Annotated in this window: 21 protein-coding genes and 1 pseudogene; 5 read left to right on the top strand and 17 right to left on the bottom strand. The window is 63.9% G+C overall.

Going from position 1 to position 24,517, the window contains the following annotated elements:
• Positions 1 to 170: 170 nt before the first annotated feature.
• Positions 171 to 986, top strand: a complete 816-nt coding sequence (locus AWB67_RS06450; protein WP_087655511.1) for a gamma-glutamylcyclotransferase family protein — start codon at positions 171 to 173, stop codon at positions 984 to 986.
• Positions 987 to 1,154: 168 nt separating this feature from the next.
• On the opposite strand, the gene AWB67_RS06445 is transcribed toward AWB67_RS06450, so the two are convergent.
• Positions 1,155 to 1,787, bottom strand: a complete 633-nt coding sequence (locus tag AWB67_RS06445) for a DJ-1/PfpI family protein (RefSeq protein WP_087655414.1) — start codon at positions 1,785 to 1,787, stop codon at positions 1,155 to 1,157.
• Positions 1,788 to 1,873: 86 nt separating this feature from the next.
• Here AWB67_RS06445 and AWB67_RS06440 point away from each other — a divergent pair, with 86 nt between their 5' ends.
• Positions 1,874 to 3,205, top strand: a complete 1,332-nt coding sequence (locus AWB67_RS06440) for an aminotransferase-like domain-containing protein (RefSeq protein ID WP_087655413.1) — start codon at positions 1,874 to 1,876, stop codon at positions 3,203 to 3,205.
• A gap of 33 nt (positions 3,206 to 3,238) precedes the next feature.
• Here AWB67_RS06440 and AWB67_RS06435 read toward each other — a convergent pair whose 3' ends face one another.
• The 13 genes and pseudogenes from AWB67_RS06435 to AWB67_RS06375 all read right to left on the bottom strand — a co-directional run bounded on the left by AWB67_RS06435 (position 3,239) and on the right by AWB67_RS06375 (position 16,435).
• The gene (locus AWB67_RS06435) at positions 3,239 to 4,306 is read right to left on the bottom strand and encodes a DUF3616 domain-containing protein (RefSeq protein WP_087655412.1); all 1,068 of its coding nucleotides are present in this window, start codon (positions 4,304 to 4,306) and stop codon (positions 3,239 to 3,241) included.
• Between the two features lie 49 nt (positions 4,307 to 4,355).
• Positions 4,356 to 6,059, bottom strand: coding sequence for a hypothetical protein (locus AWB67_RS06430; RefSeq protein WP_087655411.1), 1,704 nt, complete (start codon positions 6,057 to 6,059; stop codon positions 4,356 to 4,358).
• 438 nt (positions 6,060 to 6,497) lie between these two features.
• Positions 6,498 to 7,712 carry an MFS transporter gene (locus AWB67_RS06425; RefSeq protein WP_087655410.1) on the bottom strand — a complete coding sequence of 405 codons (1,215 nt, stop codon included), beginning with the start codon at positions 7,710 to 7,712 and terminating at the stop codon, positions 6,498 to 6,500.
• Between the two features lie 14 nt (positions 7,713 to 7,726).
• Complete coding sequence (locus AWB67_RS06420; protein ID WP_087655409.1) at positions 7,727 to 8,257, bottom strand: DUF2889 domain-containing protein; 531 nt, start codon at positions 8,255 to 8,257, stop codon at positions 7,727 to 7,729.
• Between the two features lie 98 nt (positions 8,258 to 8,355).
• A pseudogene (locus tag AWB67_RS06415) lies at positions 8,356 to 8,523 on the bottom strand (electron transfer flavoprotein subunit beta/FixA family protein); the annotation flags it as partial.
• 3 nt (positions 8,524 to 8,526) lie between these two features.
• Positions 8,527 to 9,339, bottom strand: coding sequence for an HpcH/HpaI aldolase/citrate lyase family protein (locus AWB67_RS06410; protein ID WP_087655408.1), 813 nt, complete (start codon positions 9,337 to 9,339; stop codon positions 8,527 to 8,529).
• Between the two features lie 19 nt (positions 9,340 to 9,358).
• Positions 9,359 to 10,108 (bottom strand): GntR family transcriptional regulator, encoded by a 750-nt coding sequence (locus AWB67_RS06405; protein ID WP_087655407.1) that lies wholly within the window; start codon positions 10,106 to 10,108, stop codon positions 9,359 to 9,361.
• 85 nt (positions 10,109 to 10,193) lie between these two features.
• The gene (locus AWB67_RS06400; protein WP_087655406.1) at positions 10,194 to 11,384 is read right to left on the bottom strand and encodes a CaiB/BaiF CoA transferase family protein; all 1,191 of its coding nucleotides are present in this window, start codon (positions 11,382 to 11,384) and stop codon (positions 10,194 to 10,196) included.
• Positions 11,381 to 12,556, bottom strand: a complete 1,176-nt coding sequence (locus tag AWB67_RS06395; RefSeq protein ID WP_087655405.1) for an acyl-CoA dehydrogenase family protein — start codon at positions 12,554 to 12,556, stop codon at positions 11,381 to 11,383. Before AWB67_RS06395 ends, AWB67_RS06400 begins: the two co-directional genes overlap by 4 nt.
• Before the next feature lie 9 nt (positions 12,557 to 12,565).
• Positions 12,566 to 13,960 carry an MmgE/PrpD family protein gene (locus AWB67_RS06390; RefSeq protein WP_087655404.1) on the bottom strand — a complete coding sequence of 465 codons (1,395 nt, stop codon included), beginning with the start codon at positions 13,958 to 13,960 and terminating at the stop codon, positions 12,566 to 12,568.
• Complete coding sequence (locus AWB67_RS06385) at positions 13,957 to 15,303, bottom strand: MFS transporter (protein WP_200822186.1); 1,347 nt, start codon at positions 15,301 to 15,303, stop codon at positions 13,957 to 13,959. The genes AWB67_RS06390 and AWB67_RS06385 overlap by 4 nt, the downstream gene beginning before the upstream one ends.
• Positions 15,304 to 15,457: 154 nt before the next feature.
• A complete protein-coding gene (locus AWB67_RS06380) occupies positions 15,458 to 15,958 on the bottom strand; it encodes a MaoC family dehydratase (protein ID WP_087655510.1) in 501 nt (166 codons plus the stop codon).
• A 165-nt stretch (positions 15,959 to 16,123) separates the two neighbouring features.
• Positions 16,124 to 16,435 carry a DUF4148 domain-containing protein gene (locus AWB67_RS06375; RefSeq protein ID WP_087655509.1) on the bottom strand — a complete coding sequence of 104 codons (312 nt, stop codon included), beginning with the start codon at positions 16,433 to 16,435 and terminating at the stop codon, positions 16,124 to 16,126.
• Between the two features lie 397 nt (positions 16,436 to 16,832).
• Here AWB67_RS06375 and AWB67_RS40765 point away from each other — a divergent pair, with 397 nt between their 5' ends.
• Positions 16,833 to 17,267 carry an MBL fold metallo-hydrolase gene (locus AWB67_RS40765; protein WP_159964802.1) on the top strand — a complete coding sequence of 145 codons (435 nt, stop codon included), beginning with the start codon at positions 16,833 to 16,835 and terminating at the stop codon, positions 17,265 to 17,267.
• Between the two features lie 471 nt (positions 17,268 to 17,738).
• On the opposite strand, the gene AWB67_RS06360 is transcribed toward AWB67_RS40765, so the two are convergent.
• Both AWB67_RS06360 and AWB67_RS06355 read right to left on the bottom strand, forming a co-directional pair.
• On the bottom strand, positions 17,739 to 20,018 hold the full coding sequence (locus AWB67_RS06360) for a two-partner secretion domain-containing protein (RefSeq protein WP_235025063.1): 2,280 nt from the start codon (positions 20,016 to 20,018) through the stop codon (positions 17,739 to 17,741).
• Between the two features lie 234 nt (positions 20,019 to 20,252).
• Positions 20,253 to 21,215: a LysR family transcriptional regulator gene (locus tag AWB67_RS06355; RefSeq protein WP_087655399.1), complete on the bottom strand. Its 963-nt coding sequence runs from the start codon at positions 21,213 to 21,215 to the stop codon at positions 20,253 to 20,255.
• A 145-nt stretch (positions 21,216 to 21,360) separates the two neighbouring features.
• Here AWB67_RS06355 and AWB67_RS06350 point away from each other — a divergent pair, with 145 nt between their 5' ends.
• Both AWB67_RS06350 and AWB67_RS06345 read left to right on the top strand, forming a co-directional pair.
• Positions 21,361 to 21,762: a hypothetical protein gene (locus AWB67_RS06350; RefSeq protein WP_087655398.1), complete on the top strand. Its 402-nt coding sequence runs from the start codon at positions 21,361 to 21,363 to the stop codon at positions 21,760 to 21,762.
• Positions 21,763 to 21,787: 25 nt separating this feature from the next.
• On the top strand, positions 21,788 to 23,119 hold the full coding sequence (locus AWB67_RS06345) for an NAD(P)/FAD-dependent oxidoreductase (protein WP_087655397.1): 1,332 nt from the start codon (positions 21,788 to 21,790) through the stop codon (positions 23,117 to 23,119).
• Positions 23,120 to 23,170: 51 nt separating this feature from the next.
• Here the strand turns inward: AWB67_RS06345 and AWB67_RS06340 are convergent, their stop codons facing one another.
• Positions 23,171 to 24,505 carry an MFS transporter gene (locus AWB67_RS06340; protein ID WP_087655396.1) on the bottom strand — a complete coding sequence of 445 codons (1,335 nt, stop codon included), beginning with the start codon at positions 24,503 to 24,505 and terminating at the stop codon, positions 23,171 to 23,173.
• Positions 24,506 to 24,517: the final 12 nt, after the last annotated feature.

Genomic DNA, 24,517 nt, shown 5'->3' with positions numbered 1-24,517 from the left:
ATCTCGATACCGCCGGTGCGAACGGTTCACGGACGTGACGGTTGCCGACAAGGCGCTCGATGGCGAACTTTGCCACGGAGCGAATGGAACCGCGACTTTGGCGCACACAGTTGCCGTGCGGCTCGGGAAAGGCGATCATCAGCGGCAACGCATTGGCCGGAGATCTGACCATGTCATCGAAGGCGGGATTTCGAGGATTCGTCGTGGCACTCGCGCTCGTCGTCGGCGCCGCGGCGCACGCAGAGACCACGGACTTCTGGGGAACGCGTCTTCCCGATCAGCCGACGCAGTTCATCTTCGGCTACGGCTCGCTCATCAACACGCCATCGCGCGACGCCACGGCCGGCAAACCGGTCGCGGCGATTCCGGTGCGCGTCTCGGCGGCGTTCGGCTACGTGCGAAGCTGGAGCGACCGCGCGGGCTCGGGGTTCACGGCGCTCGGCCTGCGGCGCCCTTTCGAGGGCGAGGCGCCGATGACGATCAACGGCGTGATCTATCCCGTTGCTGGCAATGACATGTCCGCGTTCGACGCGCGCGAAAAAGGATACGTGCGCGTCGAGGTGCCGCGCGCGCTCATCGAGGCCGTGTCCTGGCAGTCGATGCCTGTGCAGGGTACGGTTTGGGTCTACGTGCCGAAGGCCGAAGGCAAGGCGCCGGGCGAAGGGCTGCCGGTTCCGGATGCGAAGTTTCCGCTGGTCGAGTCGTATGTCGACGTTGTGATCGAGGGCGGGCTCGAGTACGGGCCGGACTTCGCGCGCGAGATCATCGAGACGACTCGCGACTGGAGTCCGTACTGGCTCAACGATCGCACGCTCGCACGCCGGCCCTGGGTGTTTGACAAGCAGTTCGCGGCGATCGATGCATTGCTCGCGAAGTCGGCGCCGTGCTTTGCGCAGCGTACATTCTCCGAGGACTACGCCGCCGCGAGCGCCGCCATCGCGAAACGCAAAGGCGATGTGTGCGTCCGGGAGGCGCATGGCCGTTAGGGCCGCGCTTTCAGCATTCGCGAGCACGATTTCTTTCTGCGCACTTGCGTCCCTGTGTCCGCGAAGAGATCGATCACGACCGCGCGCGGCCATCGATTGCCTTCGTCCCGCCGGACTCGCGCGTGCCAGACGCCTTCACCACGAGAATCCCCGTCTGACCCCCTCTGTCTAGCGGATTTCCACAGTCGCTGGTCGTTCCTCCTCCTGAAGGAACGGCGAAATGTTCGCCATGGCGCGCGTGACGTATGTCTCCTTCTCCCCCACCGGAGCGACGTAATGAATCGCGTCGCGTGCCGCCTCGACGCCCGCGAGACGCGCGATGAACCACGCTGCCAGATACTGCGACGACAGGCACCCGCCCGCCGTCGCCACGTTCCGCCTCGCCACGAACGGCTGGTTGAGCACCGCCACGCCGGCCTCTTCGACCCACGGCCTGGTCGTCAAATCCGTGCATGCCGGAACGCCGCCAAGCAGGCCCAGTTTGGCGAGGATCAACGTGCCCGAGCACTGCGCGCCGAGGAGTTGGCGCGTCGGGTCGAGCGTCAGTTGCGACATCAGCGCCGCATCGGCTACGACATCCCGCGTCCGTATTCCGCTGCCGACCAGCACCGCGTCGGCCTCGCATGCGTCTTCGAGCGTCGCTTGCGCCTCCAGCACGACACCGTTCATCGACCGCACCTTGGGCGTGGGACTCGCGATCGACACCCGCCAGCCAGGCGTCTTGACCCGGTTGAGGATGCCGAGCGCGATCAGCGAGTCGAGTTCGTTGAAGCCGTCGAAGGTCAGGATGGCGATGTGCATGGCGTCCTCGCGTGGAAAGGTTGTATCGCGCCATCGTACGGCCGATAATCGATACAATCAAATAATTGTCATGGATACATTGAAGCATGACTCGGGCCCGCTACAAACAACTGGTCGACCAGTTCGCCGACGACATTCGCAAGGGCCGGCTGCGTCCCGGAACGCGTCTGCCGACACATCGCGATCTGGCGGCTCGCGAAGGTCTGGCGCTGGTCACGGCCACGCGTGTCTACGCGGAATTGCGGGAGATGGGCCTGGTGAGCGGCGAAACCGGTCGCGGCACGTTCGTCAAGGAGCCGCTCGCTCCGGGGCAAGGCGTCGATCTGCAGGCATGGACCGCGGACACAGTCGACCTGAGCTTCAACAATCCGTCCGTGCCCGGTCAGGCCGACATTCTCAGAGCCGCACTGCGTCAGCTCGCGGCCGCCGGTGACCTCGAGTCCCTGCTTCGCTACCAGCCGCACGGCGGGCGCGAACACGAGCGGGCGACGGCGGCGCGGCATCTGGCGAGCCGCGGTCTGCAAGCGTCGCCCGACACCGCATTGTTCGTGAGCGGCGCACAGCACGGGCTGACGACAGTCGCCATGGCGTTGTTCGAGCCTGGCGATGTCGTGGCTGTGGACGCACTGACCTATCCCGGATTCAAACTCGCCGCCGAAGCCAATCGACTGGAACTGGCGCCGATTCCTGTCGCCGGGAACGGTCCCGATCTGGATGCGTTGTCGGCGCTTTGCAAACGACGCCGGGTCCGCGCCGTCTACGTGATGCCGACGCTGCACAACCCGCTCGGCTGGGTGACGAGTGCGACGCGACGCCGCGAACTGGTTGCCATCGCCCGGCGGCATGGGCTGATCCTCATCGAAGACGCGGCCTACGCGTTCCTCGTTCAGGACGCTCCGCCTCCACTGGCCTCGCTCGCTCCGGAAACGACGGTCTACGTGACGAGCTTGTCGAAGAGTGTCGCGACCGGACTGCGCGTCGGCTTCGTCTCTGCGCCGCGCGAATGGATTTCCAAGCTGGAACGCACGATCCGGGCGACGACCTGGAACACCCCGGCGATCATGACGGCGATCGCCTGCGGCTGGCTCGAGGACGGTACGGTGGCCCGGCTCGAAGAAGACAAGCGGCGCGATGCCACGCTGCGGCAAAGGCTCGTCGCCGATGTCCTCGGCCGGCTGGAGAGGGTCGGCCATCCCGCGTCCTACTTCGTGTGGCTTCCGCTGCCGCACGAAGTTCGCGCAGACGCCATCGCGATGGCGCTGATGCACGAACGCATTTCAGTATCGACAGCCGTTCCGTTCGCGACGTCGGCTCACGTGCCTCATGCCATTCGACTGGCGCTCGGTTCCGTCGATATGGTCACGCTCGAGCGGTCGCTGAAAACCGTGGCCAGAGTCATAGGCGATCAGACTTACTGACCGGCGACGGTCGTGACGACTCGTAGCCCGGAGTCATGTCGACGGCGTTTCCAGATCGAACAAATCCGCCGTGTAGAACTCGCCGCTGTTCAACCGCACGTCGCCCGGACTGTCGTAGACCACGATCAATCGCGTCTGCGCATCTTGTCTGAACAACGCAATGCCTTCCGCATGATCGGTGCCCTCGCCGACCGCGATCCCGAACAGACACGTCAACGGTTTGGCCTCGCCCCCAAGCGCGCCCGCCCAGCGATACACGCGGATCGGACCGTCGAGCTTCATCGTCGGGCCGGCGAGCACGAGAAGGTCATTGCCCTGCACGCACAGATCGCGCACGCCGAGGCCCGCGAGATCGAGCAGATGATGCCGGTACGGCGAGACGCCGGCATCGTCCGCATTCAAAACGACGTCCTTGCCATCGACGATGCGAAACTCCAGCACGCTTGCGAGGCCGCGTATCACCGGGCCGCGCAAGCCGAGAAAGAGCCGCCCTTGCCCGACCGCGAGCCCTTCGATGTCGAAGCCGTTCTCCTTCGATGGAATCTCGAGAAACGGTGCGAGCGCGGCGTTCTTCCTCAGGAGCTCGATCAGGCTGCTCGTATCCTTGTCGAACGGAATCGCGGCGGCGCTCGCCGCGATCGGCTCGGTATGAGGGCCTGCCGCGCCTTCCCCGAGCTGCACCGAGCCGAGGACGTAGCGGTTCTCTTGCCGATTGATCTTGCCGAGCGCGCGGAATACCGCATCGATTGGCGCACTGTTTTCTTCCTCGATGTCCTTCCGGTGCAGGCTATGCGATCCGACGAACCAGAGCCGCGAAGTGTCTTCGTCCCACGAAAGCGCCTCGAGATCCATCTCCTGATTGATCTTTCGCTGTAGCGCCGGGAAGAAATCACCGAGCGGAAAGTTCGCCTGCTTGTCGTAGTCGACGCCCTGGCTCAGCGTCAGGCGCGCGAGCGACTTGGACTCGTCGCCGGCAAGCCAGACCGAATTCCCGACCTGCTCGATCGCGGAAAGGCTCGTCGTCAGCTTCTTGACCGTGACAGCGTCGATATGAAGATGAATCCCGGACGCGGAAGTGGCGTTACGAATCACATCGGACATAGGAACCTCCTGCCTCAAAATGCACAACGCAGAACGCGCATCGAAACCACTAGGCGTGAATCCAGAACGCGCTCTCCGCGAACTCCTCGCCGTTCCACCAGTTCGCGCGGCCACGGCCGTACTGGAAATTGCTGGCGCCGGCCTGGCTTTGCAGCGGCGCGGTGACTTCGCCATCGGCGCCGCGCCGCGCGGTCTGCTCCTGCGTTTCCGGCACGACCATCACGATGTGGCCTGACTTGCCGTCCTCCTTGCGCCGCGCGACGATTATGCCGATCCCACCTTGATTGGCGGCTTGTTGCAGCTTGGTGAGCGTGCCCGTCTGACGCCAGCCGAAGGGGATACCGAAGTCGCGCAGCCAGCGAAACAGATCGTTTGCCCGCACCTCCGCGATGGTGTCGCCGTAGAGCGGCTCGACCGGCTTGCCTTGCGCGAGCAGCGTAAGCGCCTTGCCTGTCCACCATACGCGCGGCAGATAGACGCCTGCCAGATGACAGTAGTCGTGCGCGTAGATATTGCAGAAAGTCAGGCCGGAATGAGGCTGGTAGCGCTGGTGGGCCGGATCGTCGACGGCGAGCCACGCGATGATGGCCGCAAGCTCGTCGCACAGTTGCGCGGGCGTCGTGCCGCTGCGGCCCGGCTGGCGCGGCTCGTTGAGCGAATGCGCGTTCGCGGGGCCGGTCCGCTTCGTCACGCCCGACTTGCGCGGCATGTACACGGCGACGATGCCGGTCGATGGCGGCGCGGCCTCGGCATCGATTACGGGGACGGCCGTGTCGTGCGCTTCGGGCTCGAGAAACTTCGCCGACGCAAAGCCGCGCAACAGCCCGCCCGAAAGCGATGTCTCCACTTCGAGAAAGCCCTTCACGCGCTTGCCAGTGATGGCGCGCACCGGATGCCCGACCGGCAGATGCGCGATGACGTTGGCCTGTGGCGGATCGCTCACTTCGGGCGCCTTTCGCAAGCGCAGCATGCCGTCTTGCGTGAGGACTCTGAACATCGGCCCTTGCGCGGTAACGGGGCTCGCGAGCGGCAGCAGCGCGGCGCCGTCCGCTGCGGGCGGCAAAGCAGGCGTTTGCGCTTGCGGCGCGACTGTATGCGCCAATTGAATGAAGTCGAACAAGAGCTCGCCGTAGAAACGACTGCCGTCGAAGAAGCCTTGCTTCAGGCCTTTGGAGGGAATGAACCTGCCCGTGTTATAGGCGATGCCGACCGCGGCGAGCTGAAGGTCGGAGAGCGACGTGCGCGTGTCGAAACCCAGCTTCTTCAGCGCGCGCTTCAGCTCGTCGATGCATTGGCCGAGCGTCGAGGCGAACTGCGCATAGTTTCTGTCGAGGAAGTAATCGGGGTCGTTCTTGAAAAACTGCAGGTCGCGCTGGAACATGCCGAAGCCATGACAGAACTTGTCCGGCTTCCTGGCCACCTGCGCGTATGCGGGGATGTGCTGTGCCATCTCCACGAGCGCATCGTGGGCGAGCGTGAATATCGCCTGCCCTTGCGGCTCCCGCAGCAGGTCGGCCTTGGTTTTTGGGAACGCGCCGCGCCCGCCGCTGGCATCGATCGTGTCGCCGACGCAAAGCCTGAGTATGTCCGCGACAGGCAGCCCTTTCTTGCGCAGGATCGGCCACACCTCCCCCGTTTCCTGACAAGCGAGTGCGGTGATCAAATCGATTGTCAGCGGCGTTCCCGTCAGGGAAGGCTCGGCCGCGCTCTGGAACTGATCCTTGAACCACTGCATGTCGGCGGCGTTGGGCATCTCGTCTCCTCGCGGCTGCAATCGGCGCGGGCGCGCACATGCCTGGCGCATGCACCGAAATTGATCTTGCCTTGATTACGTACGCTCTAAAGGTCCTGTCGAACGTTCGGATCGCTATCTTGTTCTTGCGCGATTTCCCCGGCTCCGGATCTATTTCGGAAGTTTGAATTTTCGTATCGAGGATCCGGGCGAGCCATGCTCAGTCGGCGTTCGATCTGTCGCTCTCGAACCAGTGTAGTCAGTCGCGAGATAAATGAAAGGTTTCTTACAGAGATGGAATGAGCGAGATCGCACACACGGAATGGTAGGTTTTCTGCTAAGGCAGAACGCGCTACATTTTACGTCGATCGCGTCGGGGCGATGCGCCGCGGGGAAGTGGTGCGCGACGCGATTCGCGGCATCCGCTGTTCGTCGCATGGCGAACGGAAAGCCCTTGTCTTACTTTTCGCGCCGCCCCCGCCCCGCAAAATACAACATTGCCAGCGCCACCAACGGCACGACACCCAGCGCCACGAACGCCGCCCCGAAACTCTCCGCGTGCTGTGCGAATAACCCGAACGCGGGCGGCCCCGCGACCACACCGAAGTAAGTGAAAAAGAGCGCCCCGCCCGTCACCGACGCCACCGAACCCTTCGGCGCAAGCCGCGCGAGTTCGCCTAGGAAGACGCCGTTCCAGCCGATCGCCGTCGCTCCGAGCACTGCCGACACCGCGCATAGCGCGACTATCCCCCACTGGCCGGAGAACGACCCGGTCGCGACTGCGCTCATCGCCAGTAGCACGCAGAGCGCCATCAGCACCTTGCGCGACGACCCGATCCGATCCGCGAGATGTCCCCAAAGCAGTCGCCCGCCGATGCCGGCGCCCTGCGCGACCGCGTAGATCATCCCCGCCTGCGCGAGGCCGATACCGGCGTCGCGATGCAGAAACGTCATCAGATAGCCGCTCACTGAAAGCTGGCACGCGGAAAACAGCAATGACACGATCGCCATCGAACGCAATTGCGGATGCGCAAGCACCTCGACGATCGGCCGGCGCCACGCGGACGACAGCGACAGCCGGCCGGTCGCGCCGGCATCGAGCACACGCAGCGGCGTGCTGAACATTGACACGATCAGCGCGACGAGCGCCAGGCCGGCCAGCCCGACGCGCCACGAGCAGAACGTCGCGATGAACGGCAGCATTGCGCCGGCCAGCAGGCCGCCGAGCGGCACGCCCGTCTGCTTGAGCGAGAACGCGATGCCCATGCGCTCCGGTGGTGTGCTGCGCGCGAGGATCTGCGAGCTGGCCGGCGTGATCGGACCGTAGCCGAGTCCGCAGAGCAGCGCGGCGGGCAGGCGCAGCGCATCACTGTCGATGACGAGCAGGGCGAGCGCCACGCCCTGCAACAGAAGCGCCGCTTGCGACGTTCTGATAGGACCGAGGCTCGTCACGAACGCGCTCCCCACGACGCTGCCGATCATCGCGCCGAAATACACCACGGCCAGGAACACGCCGACCGCGGCCGGCGGCACGCCCGGCATCGCGGGCGAGAGGATCGGGAACGCGAGCGTGGCGGCCGTGGCGACCGCCTGAATCGCAAGCGTGCAAGCGAGTGTCACCGGCTGCGCATGCCACTGTCCTGGCCGCGGTATCGCGGTTCGCGCATCGTCCATTTGGAGCGTGTCCTTTACGGTTGCGAAGTGCGGTACCACTTCGGGTAGAACGTGCGAACGGCGTCGCCATCGGTGCGCAGCGCGTGGCAGCCGTCAAGCTGAAACGGTTGTCGCTCGTTCGATGCGTTGATTTCTTCGCTCATCGTCTGGAAGGCTGTGGTGGCGACTGCGCCGATCAGCTCCGTCAGATGCGAGCAGCCGCGCGTGCCCTTGAACATCGCTCGCACCTCGCGCATGAAGCCAGCCGCGAGCGTCATGCCCGCGAGCTTTGTGTAGTCGGGCGCGATGGTGTCGCAGTATCCGGTGTACGGCACGACGGTCGATGCCGCGCGCGCCTCGACAATGCGGAAATCGGTGCCTATCGTGATGCACAGCGACATCTCATGGATCGGGTCGCCCGCGTTGCGCGTGACGCCGTGCGAAACGCGGTCGTAGCTTTTCGTATCGACAAGACGGCCCTCAATGTCGTAGAGACCGTCGGAGCGCCTGTAGCCGCGCAGTTCGATGCGCCTCGTGTGCAGCAGTTCGCGCTCGACGGTCGCCATGAGTCGTCTCCGGTTCAGATCGTCGAGGCGAGTTCAGCACGACGGGAACAGGTCGCCGACGAGGCCGTAATCGGCGACGCCGAAGATCGGCGCTTCCGCGTCTTGGTTGATCGCGACGATGACCTTGCTGTCTCCTTAACAGCAATCTCATCGAAGCGGTTCATCGACATCTTCACGTTCGCGATATCGACGCCGCTGCCGTCTGATTTCACGCGGACTTTCACGTTGTAGTTGACCACCCGCTTCACAGGCACGAGTATCTTCACGCTCTATCCTCTAGCAGCAATGCGCCGCGCACGATCGAGGATGGGTTTGTCGACGAGCTTGCCATCGACAGCGAATGCACCCGGCGGGCTCTGCGCGAGCTTGTCGAGCACGCGCTGCGCCCACGCCTTGTCCGCTTCGCTCGGCGCGAAGCCGCTGTTCACGGCGTCCACCTGTTTCGGATGGATGCACAGCTTGCCGCCGAAGCCAAAACTTCGTCCCAGCGTGACGTCTTCCGCGATGAGAGCGGCGTCGTCGATGGCGAGCGTTACGCCGTCCACCGGCGCGGGCAACCCCGCATGACGCGACTCGACGACGAACGCTGAACGCACCGCATCGAGTTCGCGCCCCATTCCTTCGATGCCCGCATCGACGCAATAGTCGAACGAACCGAATGCGAGCCGCGCAACCGATTTAGCGCTTGCGATATCCCGCATGCGCACGACGCCCGCGACGCTCTCGATGAGCGCCACCAGCGCCACACCGGTGCTGCATCGCGCGGCGATATCGTCGATTTGCTGCGCGCTCTCCGCCTTCGGCACCATCACGTTGACGAGCGCCGCTTTACGCAGCATCGCGACATCGTCGTCGTGCCAGGCGGTGCCAAAAGCGTTGACACGCACCATCACGCGCGCCTTGTCGCCCTCGCTCAACTCCGAGGCAAGCCAGCGCGCAAGCCCTTCACGCGCTGCAACCTTGGCATCGGGGGATACGGCGTCTTCCAGATCGATCACCACCTGATGAGCGGCGCTCGCGAGTGCCTTGGCGAAGCGTTCGGGCCGGTCGCCGGGCACGAACAGATAACTGCGCAAAACCATGCGTGTCTCCTTCCTCGATTCAAGCGGAGTTCCAGCCGCGCTGGAACGTCTCCGAATACGTGTAGCGGTCCGCGGGATGGATATTGATCGAGCCTTCCACCATATCGCCGCGCCGGTTCAGATAACGGCGGCACACCCAGAGCGCCGGCGAACGCGCCTTCGCGTTGAGAAGCCGTGCGACCGCTGGCGGCATGGCGATCGCGCGAATCTCCTGCTGCACCTGCGCGATCTGCTCGCCGAACTGCCGCTCGATCATCGTGAAGAGCGGCGTGTGCAGCTCGTCCATGTCGACCTTGAGCGAGCGGAACGCGGGATGAATATAGGCATCGGTATGGCAGATCGGATCCACGCTATCCGGCGAACGGCGCAGACTCCTCACATGCAGCCAGGTTTCGCCGGGGTTGGCGCGGAGCAACTCGCACACGGCATCGTCGATGAGCGGTTCCGTTTCCTTCGACAAAATCTCGAGAACCGTATCGGCCGTATAGCGCTGCAGGTCGCTCAACTGCTGCATCACCTGCGTATACGCGCCTTCCGACTTCAACGCCTTCACCGTCGTGCCGACGCCAGGCTGGCGCACCACCATCCCGAGCTGCACGAGTTGCTTCACGGCCTCCCGCACCGTCGAGCGGCTCGCGCCGAACTGCTCGCAAAGTTCGAACTCGGTCGGGATCGTCGAGCCGACGGGATAGCGGCCGTTCTGGATTTCGTTGACGAGCGTCTGCGCCAGTTGCATGTAACGCGGCTGCTGACCGAGTACGGTGACCATCGATGTGCCTGAACGTGAGGAAGTGGACGGACGCATGCTTCCGCCGACCTCCCGTGCCTGGCTCATTGCGTTTTGCATGCGAGCCTCATTGCACTACGGCCTGGTCACGGAGCGCAGCGATTCTGCCAGCATCGTAACCGAGTTCCGTGAGCAGCCGGTCGGTGTCGCGTCCCAGTTCAGGCGCTGCCTGCATCGGCAACGGATCGCTCACGCGGACCGGCGCCGCCACGCCGCGAATGCCGCCGAACTGCGGATGCTCGGCCGTGACCACGCCTTCGCGTTCCGCGACGAACGGATTGTCGAGCGCCTGCTTCACGTCGTACACGGGTGCGGCAGGCACGCGTCCGCCGAGGCGCGCGAGCCATTCTTCCGTGGTGGCCGTCGAGAGCGCGGCGTCGAGTTCCTGCTCCAGGACGTCGCGATTCGCGAGCCGCGCCTTGAAGTTGCAGAAGCGCTCATCGGTGATCCACGACGGCTTGTCGAGCACTTCCGCGAGCACGCCCCAGAACTTTTCCTTGTTGCACATCAGGAAGATCCAGCCGTCCTTTGTCTTGTACAACTGGCTCGGCGTCAACGACGGATGCGCCGAGCGTCGATCGCGGCCGGTCACGACGTCGCCGTTCAGATACCACGTCGCGACGTACGCGAGGTTATGCAGCGCGACATCGAAAAGGCTCACGTCCACGTCGCGCCCCTGCCCCGTCGCGCGCGCCTCGACGATGCCCGCGAGCAGCGCCATCGCAGCGGTCGTGCCGGTCATCAGGTCGATGATCGAAAGACCGAAGCGCGCGGGTGGGCTTTCAGGGTCGCCGGTCATCGAGAGATAGCCGGCTTCCGCCTGCATCAGGTAGTCGTAGCCGGGCCACGACGCGCGGCTGCCGGTGCGCCCATAGGCGGACAGATGGCCGCATACGATGGCTGGGTTCACGTCACACAACTGGTCGTAAGTGAGACCGAGTTTCGCGGGCAAATCGCCGCGCAGGTTGTTGAATACGGCGTCGCTCGTGGCGACGAGATCGCGCAGCACCTGCCGCGCTTCTTCCTTCTTCAGGTCTAAAGTGAAGCTCGACTTGTTCCGGTTGAACGCCTCGAAGAAGTGACTGTCGCCATCGCCGAAGAAGTGCGGGCCGACAAGCCGCCCGACGTCGCCGCCTTCGCGGAAGTTCTCGACCTTGATGATCTCCGCGCCGAGGTCCGCGAGATGCTGGGTCGCGAACGGCCCCGCGCCATATTGTTCGACGGCGACGATGCGTACGCCTGAGAGCGGCAGACTCATACGGGGTTCCTCTCGATCAGTTGCTTGGCGATGATGAGGCGTTGCATCTCGTTGGTGCCCTCGCCGATGACGAGGAGCGGCGCATCGCGATAGAGACGCTCGACGTTGAACTCCTTCGAGTAGCCGTAGGCACCGTGGATGCGCATGGCTTCGGTGGCGTTTTCGAGGCCCGCTTCGGTCGCGAAGTATTTCGCCATGCCGGCTTCCATGTCGCAGCGTTCGCCGCGATCAAAGGCGCGCGCGGCGGCATCGGTGAGCAGGCGCGCGGCGTGGACGCGCGTCGCCATTTCGCCGAGCTTGAGCGCGATCGCCTGATGCTCGCAGATCGGCTTGCCGAAGGTCTTGCGTTGCTGCGAATACGACACCGATTCATCGAGCGCCGCCTGCGCGATGCCCACGCCGCGCGCCGCCACGTTGATGCGCCCGAGTTCCAGTCCGTTCAGGATTTGCTTGAAGCCGCGCCCTTCGACACCGCCGATCAGCCGCGACACCGGCACGCGGAAATCGGTGAAGGTCAGCTCGCACGTATCGATGCCCTTGTAGCCGAGCTTCGGCAGCTTGCGGCTCACTTCGAAGCCCGGTCCTTTTTCGATCAGCAGCAGGCTCATGCCGCGATGCCGCGGCTCGGCCTTCGGATCGGTTTTGACGAGCAGCGCGAGCGTGTTGCCGTAAAGGCTGTTGGTGATCCACGTCTTGTTGCCGTTCACCACGTATTCGTCGCCTTCGCGGCGCGCAGTGGTGCGGATCGCCTGCAGGTCGGTGCCGCAATCCGGTTCGGTGAGGCCGATGCCTCCGCGCAACTCGCCCGTCGCCATGCGCGGCAGGAACTCGCGCTTCTGCTCTTCGGTGCCGTTGCGCTGCACGGTCATCGCCATGATGACGTGCGAGTTGATGATGCCGCTCACCGACATCCACACCGCCGCCATGCGGTCGATGATCTTTGCGTAGGTCGAGGTGGAAAGCCCGAGGCCGCCGTATTCCGGCGCGATCAGGCAGCCGAAGAGGCCCATCTCCTTCATCTTCTCGACGATCTCGTGCGGATACTCGTCCGCTGCTTCCAGCGCGTGCACGTAGGGTCTGACTTCGGACTTCAGAAAGCGCTCGAGCATGTCGAGGATGAGCGCCTCGTTCTCTTCTGCATCCTGCGCGTGATCGATATCGACGGTTGCCATCTGAACTCCTCAGTCGGGTTGACGCAGAATGTCTGCGAGCGTTGCGACGCTCGTTTGCTCGAGTCCGAGCACGGCGTCGCGCACCTGGTCGGCGCGCTCACGCGACACGACGCGCAGTGCGTTGTCATGGAATTTCTCGACGATGCCGTCGTTCGTCATCGGCCGGTCCGCCGAGCCACGGTTGATCGCCTCGCGATGCACGAGCCGCCGGCCGTCGCGCGTGTGAACGATCACCTCGCCCGTGTAATGACGCGGGAACGTGGTCTCCGTATCGACTTCGTAATCGACCCGCTTCGTGAGGGAAAGCACGGCCGGATCGGCGAGCGCGGCGGCATCGAGGTCGTCGAGCGTAAAGCGGCCTTTCAGCAGCCCCGTCGCGACGATGTAGGGGATGCTGAACTGCGCGTCGTAGCTGTTCGCCGGATGCTTCTTGTTCGCGACCGGCTCGCACACCACGTCGACCACCGGGCCCGGCACGCGCACGACGACCTTCTCGATCGCGTCCGCTGCGAGACCATGCTCGCGAAAGAGCGCGATGGCGGCATCGGAGGCGGCGTGGGTGAAGTGGCATGCGGGGATCGGCTTCAGCGCGACCTGTTCGATTTCCCATGTGTCCCCGAGGCCCGCCGTCGCGATCGAGAGATCGGGCGTCGCGCCATCGGCGAGATAGAGCGAATAGAGACCGTACCGGCCTTCGTATGCCGCTTTCGGACCGATGTATCCGTGCTTCGCGAGCGTCGCCGCAGTGGTCGCGCTCGACGCCGCCCAGCCCGGATGCAGACGCTTCGTCCACGCGCCGTCTTCGAGGAACTCAAGGCTGCCCGCGCACATCGAGAGCACGATGCCCTGCGCATGCATTGCCGCACCTTGCGAGAGGCCCATCAGTTTTGCCGCCGCAAGCGAACAACCGAATGCGCCGACGAGCCCCGTCGGATGAAAACCGACCTTGTGGAAGCCGCTCTGCGCGACCGACCCGACGCGCGTCGAGACTTCCATCGCGACGACGTACCCAGCAAGCATGTCGGCGCCGCTCGCTTGTTCGCGCTCCGCGAGGCCGAAGGCGCACGGCAACGCGCTCGCCGTCGAATGGATCACGCCCCGCGAATGCGTGTCGTCGAAATCGAGGCCGTGAACGAGCAGGCCATTGAGCAGCATCGCATCGCGCAGCGCCAGCTTCTCGGACCGGCCGAATACGGTCGCTTTGCCCTCGCCCAGATCACGCATCGCGGCGAGCGTGACGCCCGCGTAGTGGAATGTCGAAGTGGCGAACGCGAGGCCGATGCCATCGAGGATCAGATGCTTGGCACGCTCGCGAACGACCGACGGAACATCGTCGATGCGGAGCTTAAGGGCGAAGTCCGCGAGGGCCGCGGAAATGCGCGCGTCTTCAGTATGTGCGTTCATCGTGCTACGTCTCCGTTTTGCAGCGCAAAGGGTTCGTCGTCGATCACGGAATCCGGCGACACCGCTTCGAGCGAGTACTGGTTGGCATCGACGCCGAGCGTCAGAATCGCGATCACGAGCAGCAGCAGTACGCCCGACACCATCACGAGCACCCCCAGCACGCCGAACTGTGCATATAGCAGCACCGCGCCGTACGACGTGAAAATCGATGCGAGCCGTCCGCACACACCGGCCGTGCCGGTGCCGCGCAAACGCAGCGAGGTCGGGAAGAGTTCGGGCACGTAGCTGAAGAGACCGAGCGTCACGATCACGTAGATGCACGTGACGAGCGTGAAGCCGACACAGGCGATCGCCGCGTTCGCCACCATGTGCGAATAGACGAAGCCGAGCACGATCGTCGCAAGGCTGAACGCGACGAGGCCCTTGGCGCGTCCCATGCGATCCGCGCAGAAGAAGCCGAGCAGTGCGCCTGCCGGAGCGCCGAAGGACATCAGCATCGTGAAGCCGAGCGAGGTCACCACGTCGCGGCCTTCCCTGACGAAGAACGTCGGCAGCCATGCGACGAAGCCGTACACCGCCACGTTCACCGCGACCACCGTGATGGCCGCCGTCACCGTGCGGCCGATCATTCCCCGGCGCAGCAGGGCGCGAAACGGCTGCGCTGGCACTTCGAGGTTCTGTGTGCGGGAGCACGGCGGAAGCGCGCCGTGTTGCGCTTCGACTTCGCGCTCGATCGCGCTGACCGTTTCCTCAGCTTCCTTCAAGCGGCCGACCGACTCGAGCCAGCGCGGCGATTCGGGCATCGAATGACGCAGCACCCACACGATCACCGCGCCGATGCCCGCGATGCCGAACATCCAGCGCCAGCCGAGCGCGGGGATCACGACATAACCGACGCTCGTAGCCAGCAGCAGGCCAGAGTTGATCATCAGCGCGAGAAGCGCGGTCCAGCGTCCGCGATGCGCGGGCGGGATGAACTCGCAGAGCGTCCCGGCGGCGACCACGAGCTCGGCGCCGAGACCAATGCCCATGACGAAGCGCAATCCGATGAGCCAGTAGATGGACGGTGCGAAGGCCGCGGCAATCGACGTGAGTCCGAAGAGCGCGAGGTTGATCTGATACGACGAACGGCGGCCGAAGCGGTCGCCGAGATAACCTGAAAAGCCCGCGCCGATCAACATGCCGAAGAAACCGGCCGATACGAAGATGCCGTTCAGTTGCAACGTCGAGAAGCCCTGCTTCACCATCGCGGCCGATACCCCTGCGGCGAGATAGACGTCGAATGCATCGAGGGCCGCGCCCGCGCCGATGAGTCCGAGGATCTTCCAGTGAAACCGCGCCATCGGCAACCTGTCTAGCCGCGCGCCTGCGCTAACGTTCTGGTTCACAGATGTCTCCAATACTGTGAGATGAGATCGGATCGCTGCCCGTTTCTATGCCGGGTCGGTATCCGTTCGAGCGTGCTCCGGCGTCTTTCTTTGCCGGTCGCGCGTTGCGTCAGTCGCCGGTGCCGTGGCCGCGTTTTGCGATCAGTGCCGTGCGCACGAAATCCATGACGGGCGAGCCGTCCTGTTTAAACGCCCGAGTGTGGACCGTGACGATGCCTTGCGTCGGACGCGACTTCGACTCGCGCTTGTCCAGCACTTCGGATTCGGCGTAGAGCGTGTCGCCGCAAAAGACGGGGCCGGTCAGCTTGATTTCTTTCCAGCCGAGATTGGCGATGGCCTTGCCGCTGACGTCGTTCACCGACATGCCGAGAACGATCGCCACGGTGAGGCCGCTATTGACGAGCAGCCGGCCGAATTCGCTTTTGGCGGCATGCGCGGCGTCGCAGTGCATCGGATGGAAGTTCATCGTGAGCAGCGAGAACTGGATATTGTCCGATTCGGTGATCGTGCGGCCCGGCCGGTGCTCATAAATATCGCCGACGGTGAAGTCCTCCAGATAACGCCCGTAGCTCGCGCGATAACGCTGTCCGCCCATGCTCTCTGCCCGCATCATGTCCGCCTCCTGTATTACTTGGTTGTTTGTACGGACAAAGTATCTGCCTGGGCGGTTTGAGATGTCAAGGTGGGGTGGGGTAAACACTGGCGTTTCGTTGCGGTGGTCATTCGCGCGCCGGTCTGTACCGACGCATTTCGGACGAGCCACGATTCGCGTAACTCAATGACCGAAATAAATCGAATGTCCGCCCACTCCCATTTGTGCCGGCGCCGAACTGGACGCCGTACCATCCGCCGCGCCGCCGTAGGAAGTTGCAGCAGGAGCCGCCGTCTGGACCCTGGCTTCAGCAGCCTGGATCTTCGCCGGGTAGTACGGGTCGTTCATGCTCGGACGATAGCCCGCGTTTTCCAGTTGAACGAGTTCGGCCTTGACCTGGGCGCGTGTGACCGGCTGATCCGTGCTCTGCGCGAAGCAACTCAACGGCGATGCGAGGACCAGTGCAGCAGCGATGATGCAAGCAAACGATTTCATGACGTCGACCTCTCTGGTTAATTTCAGATCGGCTTCGCTCCACATGAGTGAAGCCAAAATCATCTCGTCTTTCGGTGACGATCAGACAGGTTCATTCTGCGTCGCGACGAATGGCGCCATGCTGACGCTGCGGGTACGAAATCGATATTTGTGAGTACGACGTCGCTGTTAAATGACGCGTTCGTCATCTGGACGCGCCAAGGGGCCACTAAGTGTCGCTTCGCATAGCAAGAGCAAAGACGATTTCATGGTGCTGTGGCCGAAGTGGATCTGCGGATACTGCTCAGAAACCTCGTCGATTGATTTCGTGTTCCTTACGCATCTGCATGTCGATCACGTTGGCTGGAATACGCATAGGGAGCACAATCGCTGACCGCCTTTTCCTGACGCGACTTACGTGTTCGGCGAGCGCAAACGCGCGTTCTTCGATACGCCCACCGGTCTGACGCGCCGCATCGTGTTCGAAGACAGCGTTCTGCCTTTGATCGAAGCAGGCATCACGCGCTCGATCCCGGACGAGGGCGTGACGATCTGTGAAGGCGTGCGATTTTTGCCGGCCTTCGGGCACAGCGCGGGACATATGGCGATCGGGATAACGTCGGGCAATGGGCGGGCGCTATATCCCGGCGATGTCATGCATAGCGCCTTGCAGGTGTATCGACCGCAGTGTTTTGCCTTCAGCCAGGCGACGCGCGCAAGTCGCGTGAATGGCTGCTCGGCTGCGTTGCCGATACGGATGCACCCGTCTCCACCGCCCACTTTCCTGCGACGTCGGCGGGAAGAGTTCGAAGAGACGGGGATGCGTTTTCGTGGACCTATCTGGATAGCATGAAGCGGGTGACTGCCGTTCCCCCGCCTCACCTTCAGACGAAGGCGCCGGAGGAACGGGCTGGGCAATGGTGGACTCCGAGGCTTGCACCCCACTTTCGCACTGGACGGGAGTTCTGCACCGGTGCACCCGTATTAGGGCACGTCGCTGTGCGCACGGTTCTATGAGGACCGCGCGCGCTTTCGCTCGACGATCCGGTCAGGATCAAGCGGCGCGAAGCTGCCGCGCGAATCGGCGCGGAGGTCGAGTTCTGGGACGCGGCGCCGCACGCTCGCAGGTGACCGTCGCGCTGGCGGTTCCTTGTCACTGACCGGAGCGCGAGCACATGTGTCCCTGCCTGACCGACGACGCAAAGCTAGGACCGTGATCGCGCGCGGGCGCGACCTGTGCGAGCGAACACAGCTTCAGTGCTACAAGCGTCCTCGTCAGCATGAGGTTACTGTGCGCGAAGTTATATTCCGATGGCTACGGCGCTCACTGTCCGATCTCCTGCCAACGCAGGATCGGATGCGTACCGCCCTCGGGAATCACCCAGGTTCCGGCCGGGCTGAAGTCCCAGGTCGGCCCGAAGCTCGAAGCCATGCTCATTTGAGCGGTCGTCAGTCCATTCGCGACTGGCACTGGCGTGCCTCTGAGCACGCCCTCGGTCGCGCCGGAGATCTGCGCGTCCCAGAAGACGTCGTTAGCGATCGTCCCGTCGTTGTTGCTGGCAATCCCGCCTACGACTTGTGGAAACGTATGCGAGACCGCAGCCGATGCGGCGAAGGATTCACTGATGCTGCCTTGATTGTCGCGAGCGATGCCGCCGACGTCGGTCGCCGCGGAGCCCCCGGTCCAATACGATTGCGTTATCGTGCCATTGTTGGTGCTGACGAGACCGCCTGCCGAGGAACGTCCGCCACCGCCCGCGCCGCCCGTCGAGAACGACTGGATGATCAATCCGTTGTTGATGACGGCGAGGCCGGCGCTCGCATCCGCTCCGCCAACGTCCACGCTGCTCGACGAACGCTCGATGGTGCCGTCGTTCTGTCCCACCAAGCCGGCTGCGGCTGGCCCCGCAAAAGCCTGCTGCGCCGCCCCGGACGTATGCGAATTGCTGATGAGGCCCTGGTTCAAGCCTGCAAGAATGCCGACCGGCCCGGGCACGGCAGCATTCGAATACGCGTTCTCCACGCTCACGTTGCGCACGACGCCCGTCGTGCCGATCGCGTTGAACAATCCGGGATTGGTTTGCGCGTCCTCGGTGGCGCGAAGAATCACGTTGCTTATCACGTGGCCCATGCCGTCGAATTGTCCGGTGAACGCGGCATTCGCAGGACCGCCGATCCCTCTGAATTCATCCGTGGACACCGAAAAATCGATGTCCTTGCCGAGCGCATACACCCCTGAAAGATGGTTCGACACGTTCTCCAGATCCGCTCTGGAATTGACGAGCTCATAAGCGGTGAACTGCGAACGCAGGCCGCTGAAAGGCGCCGGAGTCCAAGCGGCGTTGCGCTTCACGGTCCCAGCCCTGTACGCGCCGTTCGAATCGTAAAGCGCTGCAACGACGCCCGTTCCGTGCGACCAGTCGATGGTGCCGCGATTGATGCTTCCTCCGTTGTTGCTCCCTTTCGAATCCGCTCGCAGGGTGAGATTGCCCGTGCCTGTACTGCCGATCGTCGTCATTGGGCCGATGTGGATCGTGCGCCGCGCGTCGAGCGTGAGCGATGCGCCGCCGGTCCATCGAAGCGTTGAGACCATGTTGATGTCGCCGGTCGCGGCGGTGGTATCGATCTTTACCGACGTCCCCCCTGACAGTACCTGCGCCAACACTGCCGCATTGAGCGGACCGGCGGTATAGGCCGGCGTGGTGAGGTTCCATTGCGCGGCATCGATGGCCACATTGTCGAAGTGAAATGCGGCGCCGTTCATATCGACCGTGCCGCCGCTGCCATCGGCGTTGGCCGCGACGACGTCGCCATGCGCGTGCACAGTGCCGCCATCTGCGACGAGCCATACGCGGCCATCGCGGACGGCGGTGCCAGTTGCGCGCAGTTCGCTATGGCGTCCAGCGAGGGCAAAGACATTGCCGTCGGCGGCCTGCAGGCTGATCTGGGCAGCTTTGATCGTTCCGGAGTTGTAGACGCTCCCGTGGCTGCCGCTTTGAACGAATACTTGAGGTCCGCCGGTGTTGTCGTGGAGCAGCACCTGCCTTCCAGCGGCAAGCTCGACCGTACCTTTAGGCGCATCGATCTCGCCGCGATTTTCGACGCGATTGCGCGAAATCAAAAAGACATCGCCACCGCTCGAACTGATCTTGCCGAGATTCAGCACGACGCCGTTGCCGATTGCCTTGAGCGTCAGGTCGTCACCGGCCATGAACGCGTTGGCGTCGACTGCGAGCGTGGAGGCTACGAAGCGGCCGCCGGTCGATACCACGCCACGCAAACCAACGACGACGCCTTGCGGGTTGATCAGATATACGCTCCCCGTTGCGCTGAGTGTGCCGTCGATCGATGAAATGCTTCGACCCGCCACGCGATTCAGCGTCGCCCCGCTGCCATTGTCGACAACGACGCGATTGCCGCTGCCGATCGAAAAGCTGCTCCAGTCGATGACCCCGCGCGATGACGTCTGCGATACGCGGATCGACGTGGCTCGCGTGTCGATCGAACCGAGTCCCGCAGAAAAATGTCCGCCTTGGGGAAGCGGTCCCGCTGCGAAGACGCTCGAAGCGCACGACGCGCTCACGATAGCGGCGGCGACCTGCACCAGCAAGAAGGCGCTTTGTGTCAGGACCGTCCGCTTTCTGTTGCACGCCGTTAAGACAGCGGCAAGACGAAAGTCACCTGCGTGATCTGCTTCAATCGCGAACATTGTCCACCTCGACGCAACAGTCTCGTTGCACATCGCATGCATTGCCGATGTTGCAGAGGCGTTGAAAACCTCGGCAATCGATGATGCGCCGCATCCCCGTCGAAGGTCAACAGACTTGAAGCCAGGAAATCACACCTTCTGTCCTTTGCGTCCCGCACGCGCTTTCTGCGACTCCGGCGGCGAAGCCAGGGCCGCTACGGCTTCCCCCGACTGAATCAAGAACTCCCGAAACGCGTTCGCGACCTGAGGCAAACGCCGCTCCGACATATGCACGACATGCCACGCCCGCTCGATCGGCGTCGAAGGCACGGGAAGCCTCACGAGCAATCCCGCCTGCATCTCGAGCGCGCACGCGTGCAGCGAAAGAAACGCCACGCCGAGTCCGGCTTCGACGAGCTGCTTGATCGCCTCGTTGCTCGACAGCTCCGACGCCGCGTGCAGCTTCAACCCGGCCTCCTTGAATAGCCCTTCGATCGCGACCCGCGTCCCCGATCCGCGCTCCCTGACGAGCAGGTTCGCCGATTCGAGATCGCTCAGGCTCAGACGCTTCGCGCGCATCAGCGGATGCGACGGCGCGGCGATGAACGCCATCGGGTGCTTCGCAAACGGCGCAGCGCTCGTGCGCAACTCGCGCGGTTGCCGTCCCATGATCGCGAGGTCGATCTCGTTCGTCGCGAGCATGCGCACGATGTCATCGCGATTGCCGATGCGAAATTGCAGCTTCACACCCGGTCGTTCCTTCGTGAATCTGACGAGCAGCGGCGGAACGAGGTACTCCGCCGTCGTGATGGCGCCGATGCGCAAAGTGCCGCCGAGTTCGCCACGCAGCGCCGCCACTTCCTCGCCGGCCTCGTTCCAGAGGCTCAGGATCTCGTTCGCGTAGCGCGCCATCACCTCGCCTGCGGCGGTCAGTTGCACCTCGCGCCCCACCCTGCGCAGAAGCGGTGTTCCTGCCGCCTCGCCCAACAGGGACATCTGCAGCGACACCGCCGGCTGCGTGAGATGCAGCTCCAGCGCGGCTCCCGAGATACTGCCGACGCGGGCGACGGTCTGTAGTGTGCGCAACTGGCGGAAGGTCGTCGTCTTTAACATTGGTATTAGTGAAAACTTATGGGTCGCTGATAAATACTCAATAGCGCAAATGTTTTAGCGAACTTATATTTTTCCTACGACGTCGTCAAGCGCGCCCCGGCCCGCCGCGACACACAGGCTTTCAACGACTCCGAGAGGCAAGAGAATGGCAATCGACGCTATCGTGGCAAACATGGACCCCGTGTGGACCCGCACGGGCGAAGAAGCGAAGCCTGTAGCGAAACACGAGCTCAAGCGTTTCCTTCAAGGCGTGCGGGACGACGGCTACCCGCTTCTGCTGATGAGCGAACTCAACGCCGCCAGCCTGAATCACGCCATCGGCGAGACGCTGGGCGACGACGGCATCACGTATTTCTCGGCGATCCTGTCATCGAGCGCTTGCGGGACGCGCTATGCAGTGGCGCTTCACACGCTCGCAACGCCTGCGCATCGCGTCGTCGCGGTGGGTGCGGATGAACGCGGACTGGAAGAGGCGCGCAGCTCGGGCATCACGCGATGCGTGCCCCTCTCCGATGCATTGCGCCGCGGGTCCGCGCCGTTCAATTGATTGAGGCGTTTTCGGGAGAACCACCATGTTGAATCATTACGCGCAACACCAGGTCGATTCGCCCCATCGCATCGTGATCTTGGGCGGCGGCGCCGCCGGGCTCGAACTTGCGACGCGGCTCGGAAACAGCGTCGGCAAGCGGCACCAGGCCGAAGTGATCCTCATCGACCGTTTTCCGACCCACTTCTGGAAGCCGCTCCTTCACGAAGTCGCGTCAGGCCAGATCGACGCGTCGAGCCATCAGATCGACTACGCCTCGCACGCGAAATGGAACCACTTCCGTTTCGAGCAAGGCGCGTTGTCGAGCATCGATCCCGATAGCCGCGAGATCGTGATCGAAGAGACTGCCGATATCGACGGCCGCGCGCTTCTGCCGCGCAGGACGCTCCGCTTCGATTCGCTCGTGCTCGCGCTCGGCAGCGTCACGAACTTCTTCTCGATTCCGGACGCCGAGCAGCATGCGTTGACGCTGGAGACGGTGGAGCAGGCGGAGACGTTCAGGCGGCGTCTGCTGTCGAGCCTGCTGCGCTCGGGGCAGGCACAGCCAACGACGCCGGTCTCGGTGACGGTGATCGGCGGCGGGGCGACCGGCGTCGAGCTGGCCGCTGCGTTGCGCGGCTCGGCCGAGATGGTGCGGGACTATCACCTCGCCTCGTTTGATCCAACCGACGGCATCCGCATTCGCCTCCTGGAAGGCGCGCCGCGTGTGTTGCCCGCGCTGCCCGAACGGATCTCGACGCGCGCTCAGGAAATGTTGGCGGCCCTTGGCGTCGAAGTGCGGCTCGGTTGCCGCGTGAAGTCCGTCGATGCTCAAGCGGTTTCGACGGTGGATGGCGAAACGCTCGCAAGCGACATCACCATCTGGGCGGCGGGCGTGGAAGGTCCGCCGATCCTGCGCACGTTGCAAGGGCTGCCGCTGAACCGGCTGGGACAGGTGATCGTCGATGGGGAGCTGCGGGTCGAGTTCGGCTCGGGCATCTACGCGATGGGCGACTGCGCGGCGTGCGCAGCATCGAAGGGTGACGCGCTCGTGCCGCCGCGCGCGCAGGCGGCTTTTCAGCAGGCGGTGTACCTCGCCAACGCACTGGCACGGCGTCTCGACGAGCGCAGCGTGCCGCTCTTCTCCTATCGCGATCAGGGAACGCTGATCTCCTTCGGACGTGCGGGTGCGGCGGGCGCGTTGATGAGCGAGTTGCTGCGAAGGCCGCTGTTCATCAATGGATGGTTCGCGGCGTCGTGCTACCGGCATCTGTATCGCAGACACATCGTGGGCCTCACGGGCATCAAGCGCGCGGTGATGTATGCCGCGAGTCAATGGCTGAGGGAACGCGTGCGGCCAACGGTGAAGTTGAACTGACGGCGATGGGGTATCGATTGGGGAGCACGCGGGAAACCGCGTGCGTCCATCTCAGTGCGCCACCATGGCCCTCGCCCGCTCGACTTTCCCCATCGACAGCATGCTGATGCCCGCCACGATCGTCGGGATACCGACGAGCGCGAACACCGTCGGCAGGCCCCAGCCGAGCGCCAGCATCCAGCCACCGCCCATCGAACCGAGCACCGAGCCGATGCGTCCGATTCCCGAGGCCCAGCTTACGCCCGTCGCGCGGCTCGCCGTCGGATAGAAACCTGCGGCCAGCGCATTCGCGCCGACCTGCGCACCCGACACGCAAAAGCCCGCGCCAAATACGGCGACGATCAGGACCGCCGTATTCCCGGTGCTGCTGCCGATCAGCGCGGTGAACACCGCCGCCAACGCATACGTCAGGCCGAGCACGCGTTGCGGATTGAAGCGGTCCATTAACTGGCCGAGCGCGATCGCGCCGGCCGTGCCGCCCACCTGGAACATCGCGGTCACGAGGGACGCCTTCTTGAGCGTCATGCCAGTGCTGCTGATGAGCGTCGGCAGCCAGCTCGAAAGCAGGTAGATCACGAGCAGGCTCATGAAGAACGCGAGCCAAAGCAGAAGCGTTCCGCGACGCAGTTCGGGATCGAACAGGTGCTTGACCGGGAATCCCGTTTGCGCTTTCTCCGGCACGGTGAATCGCGCGTTTGTCAGATCCATCGACGGTGCGATTCGCTGCAACGTGCGACGTACCTGTTCCGGCTTTCTGCCCTTCATCACCATAAAGCGCGCCGACTCCGGCAGGCACCACGCCAGCACAGGAACGAGCAGCAGCGGCAGCACGCCGCCGATCACGAGCACCGCGCGCCAGCCGAAGTCCGCCACCACATGAGCGGCGGCCACGCCACCGAGCGCCGAGCCCAGCGTGAAGCCGCAGAACATCGTGGTAACGAGCACCGAGCGATGCTTCTCCGGCGCGTACTCGGAACTGAGCGTCACCGAGTTGGGCATGGCGCCGCCCAGACCCAGTCCGGTGAGAAAGCGCAACACGACTAGCATCTCGACCGAATTCGAGTAGGCGGAGGCGAGGCTCGCCAGCCCGAAGAACAACGCGCAGACCATCAGGATGGTCCTGCGCCCGAAGCGGTCGGCGAGTGGGCCGAACAGGAACGCGCCCGCCATCAGCCCGGCGAGCCCCGCGCCGAACACCGGCGCGAGATGCGCGGGCGTCAGGCCCCATTCGGCGCGAATCGCCGGTGCGATGAAGCCGATCGCGGCGGTATCGAAACCATCGACCGCGACGATGAGAAAGCACAGCAGCAGCGTGACGACCTGCATCGCCGACAGCTTGTGTGCATTGATGAAATTTTGGACGTCGATCGTCTGCTGCGTGCTCATGACCTGTCTCCT

The sequence above is a fragment of the Caballeronia terrestris genome (genome assembly GCF_001544515.1).
Classification (GTDB): domain Bacteria; phylum Pseudomonadota; class Gammaproteobacteria; order Burkholderiales; family Burkholderiaceae; genus Caballeronia; species Caballeronia terrestris.
The sequence above is the reverse complement of the archived record's forward strand: the minus strand, read 5'-3'. Positions and strand labels throughout refer to the sequence as shown.

What these genes read in the sequence shown, in the direction of transcription:
- AWB67_RS06440 (WP_087655413.1), top strand. Translation starts at nt 1,874, where the DNA reads ATGACTCGGGCCCGCTACAAACAACTGGTCGACCAGTTCGCCGACGAC.
- AWB67_RS06340 (WP_087655396.1), bottom strand. Translation starts at nt 24,505, where the DNA reads ATGAGCACGCAGCAGACGATCGACGTCCAAAATTTCATCAATGCACAC.
- AWB67_RS06405 (WP_087655407.1), bottom strand. Translation starts at nt 10,108, where the DNA reads ATGGTCACCGTACTCGGTCAGCAGCCGCGTTACATGCAACTGGCGCAG.
- AWB67_RS06380 (WP_087655510.1), bottom strand. Translation starts at nt 15,958, where the DNA reads ATGCGGGCAGAGAGCATGGGCGGACAGCGTTATCGCGCGAGCTACGGG.
- AWB67_RS06345 (WP_087655397.1), top strand. Translation starts at nt 21,788, where the DNA reads ATGTTGAATCATTACGCGCAACACCAGGTCGATTCGCCCCATCGCATC.
- AWB67_RS06445 (WP_087655414.1), bottom strand. Translation starts at nt 1,787, where the DNA reads ATGCACATCGCCATCCTGACCTTCGACGGCTTCAACGAACTCGACTCG.
- AWB67_RS06450 (WP_087655511.1), top strand. Translation starts at nt 171, where the DNA reads ATGTCATCGAAGGCGGGATTTCGAGGATTCGTCGTGGCACTCGCGCTC.
- AWB67_RS06410 (WP_087655408.1), bottom strand. Translation starts at nt 9,339, where the DNA reads ATGGTTTTGCGCAGTTATCTGTTCGTGCCCGGCGACCGGCCCGAACGC.
- AWB67_RS06400 (WP_087655406.1), bottom strand. Translation starts at nt 11,384, where the DNA reads ATGAGTCTGCCGCTCTCAGGCGTACGCATCGTCGCCGTCGAACAATAT.
- AWB67_RS06420 (WP_087655409.1), bottom strand. Translation starts at nt 8,257, where the DNA reads ATGGCGACCGTCGAGCGCGAACTGCTGCACACGAGGCGCATCGAACTG.
- AWB67_RS06435 (WP_087655412.1), bottom strand. Translation starts at nt 4,306, where the DNA reads ATGTCCGATGTGATTCGTAACGCCACTTCCGCGTCCGGGATTCATCTT.
- AWB67_RS06395 (WP_087655405.1), bottom strand. Translation starts at nt 12,556, where the DNA reads ATGGCAACCGTCGATATCGATCACGCGCAGGATGCAGAAGAGAACGAG.
- AWB67_RS06385 (WP_200822186.1), bottom strand. Translation starts at nt 15,303, where the DNA reads ATGGCGCGGTTTCACTGGAAGATCCTCGGACTCATCGGCGCGGGCGCG.
- AWB67_RS06375 (WP_087655509.1), bottom strand. Translation starts at nt 16,435, where the DNA reads ATGAAATCGTTTGCTTGCATCATCGCTGCTGCACTGGTCCTCGCATCG.
- AWB67_RS06430 (WP_087655411.1), bottom strand. Translation starts at nt 6,059, where the DNA reads ATGCCCAACGCCGCCGACATGCAGTGGTTCAAGGATCAGTTCCAGAGC.
- AWB67_RS06425 (WP_087655410.1), bottom strand. Translation starts at nt 7,712, where the DNA reads ATGGACGATGCGCGAACCGCGATACCGCGGCCAGGACAGTGGCATGCG.
- AWB67_RS06350 (WP_087655398.1), top strand. Translation starts at nt 21,361, where the DNA reads ATGGCAATCGACGCTATCGTGGCAAACATGGACCCCGTGTGGACCCGC.
- AWB67_RS06355 (WP_087655399.1), bottom strand. Translation starts at nt 21,215, where the DNA reads ATGTTAAAGACGACGACCTTCCGCCAGTTGCGCACACTACAGACCGTC.
- AWB67_RS06390 (WP_087655404.1), bottom strand. Translation starts at nt 13,960, where the DNA reads ATGAACGCACATACTGAAGACGCGCGCATTTCCGCGGCCCTCGCGGAC.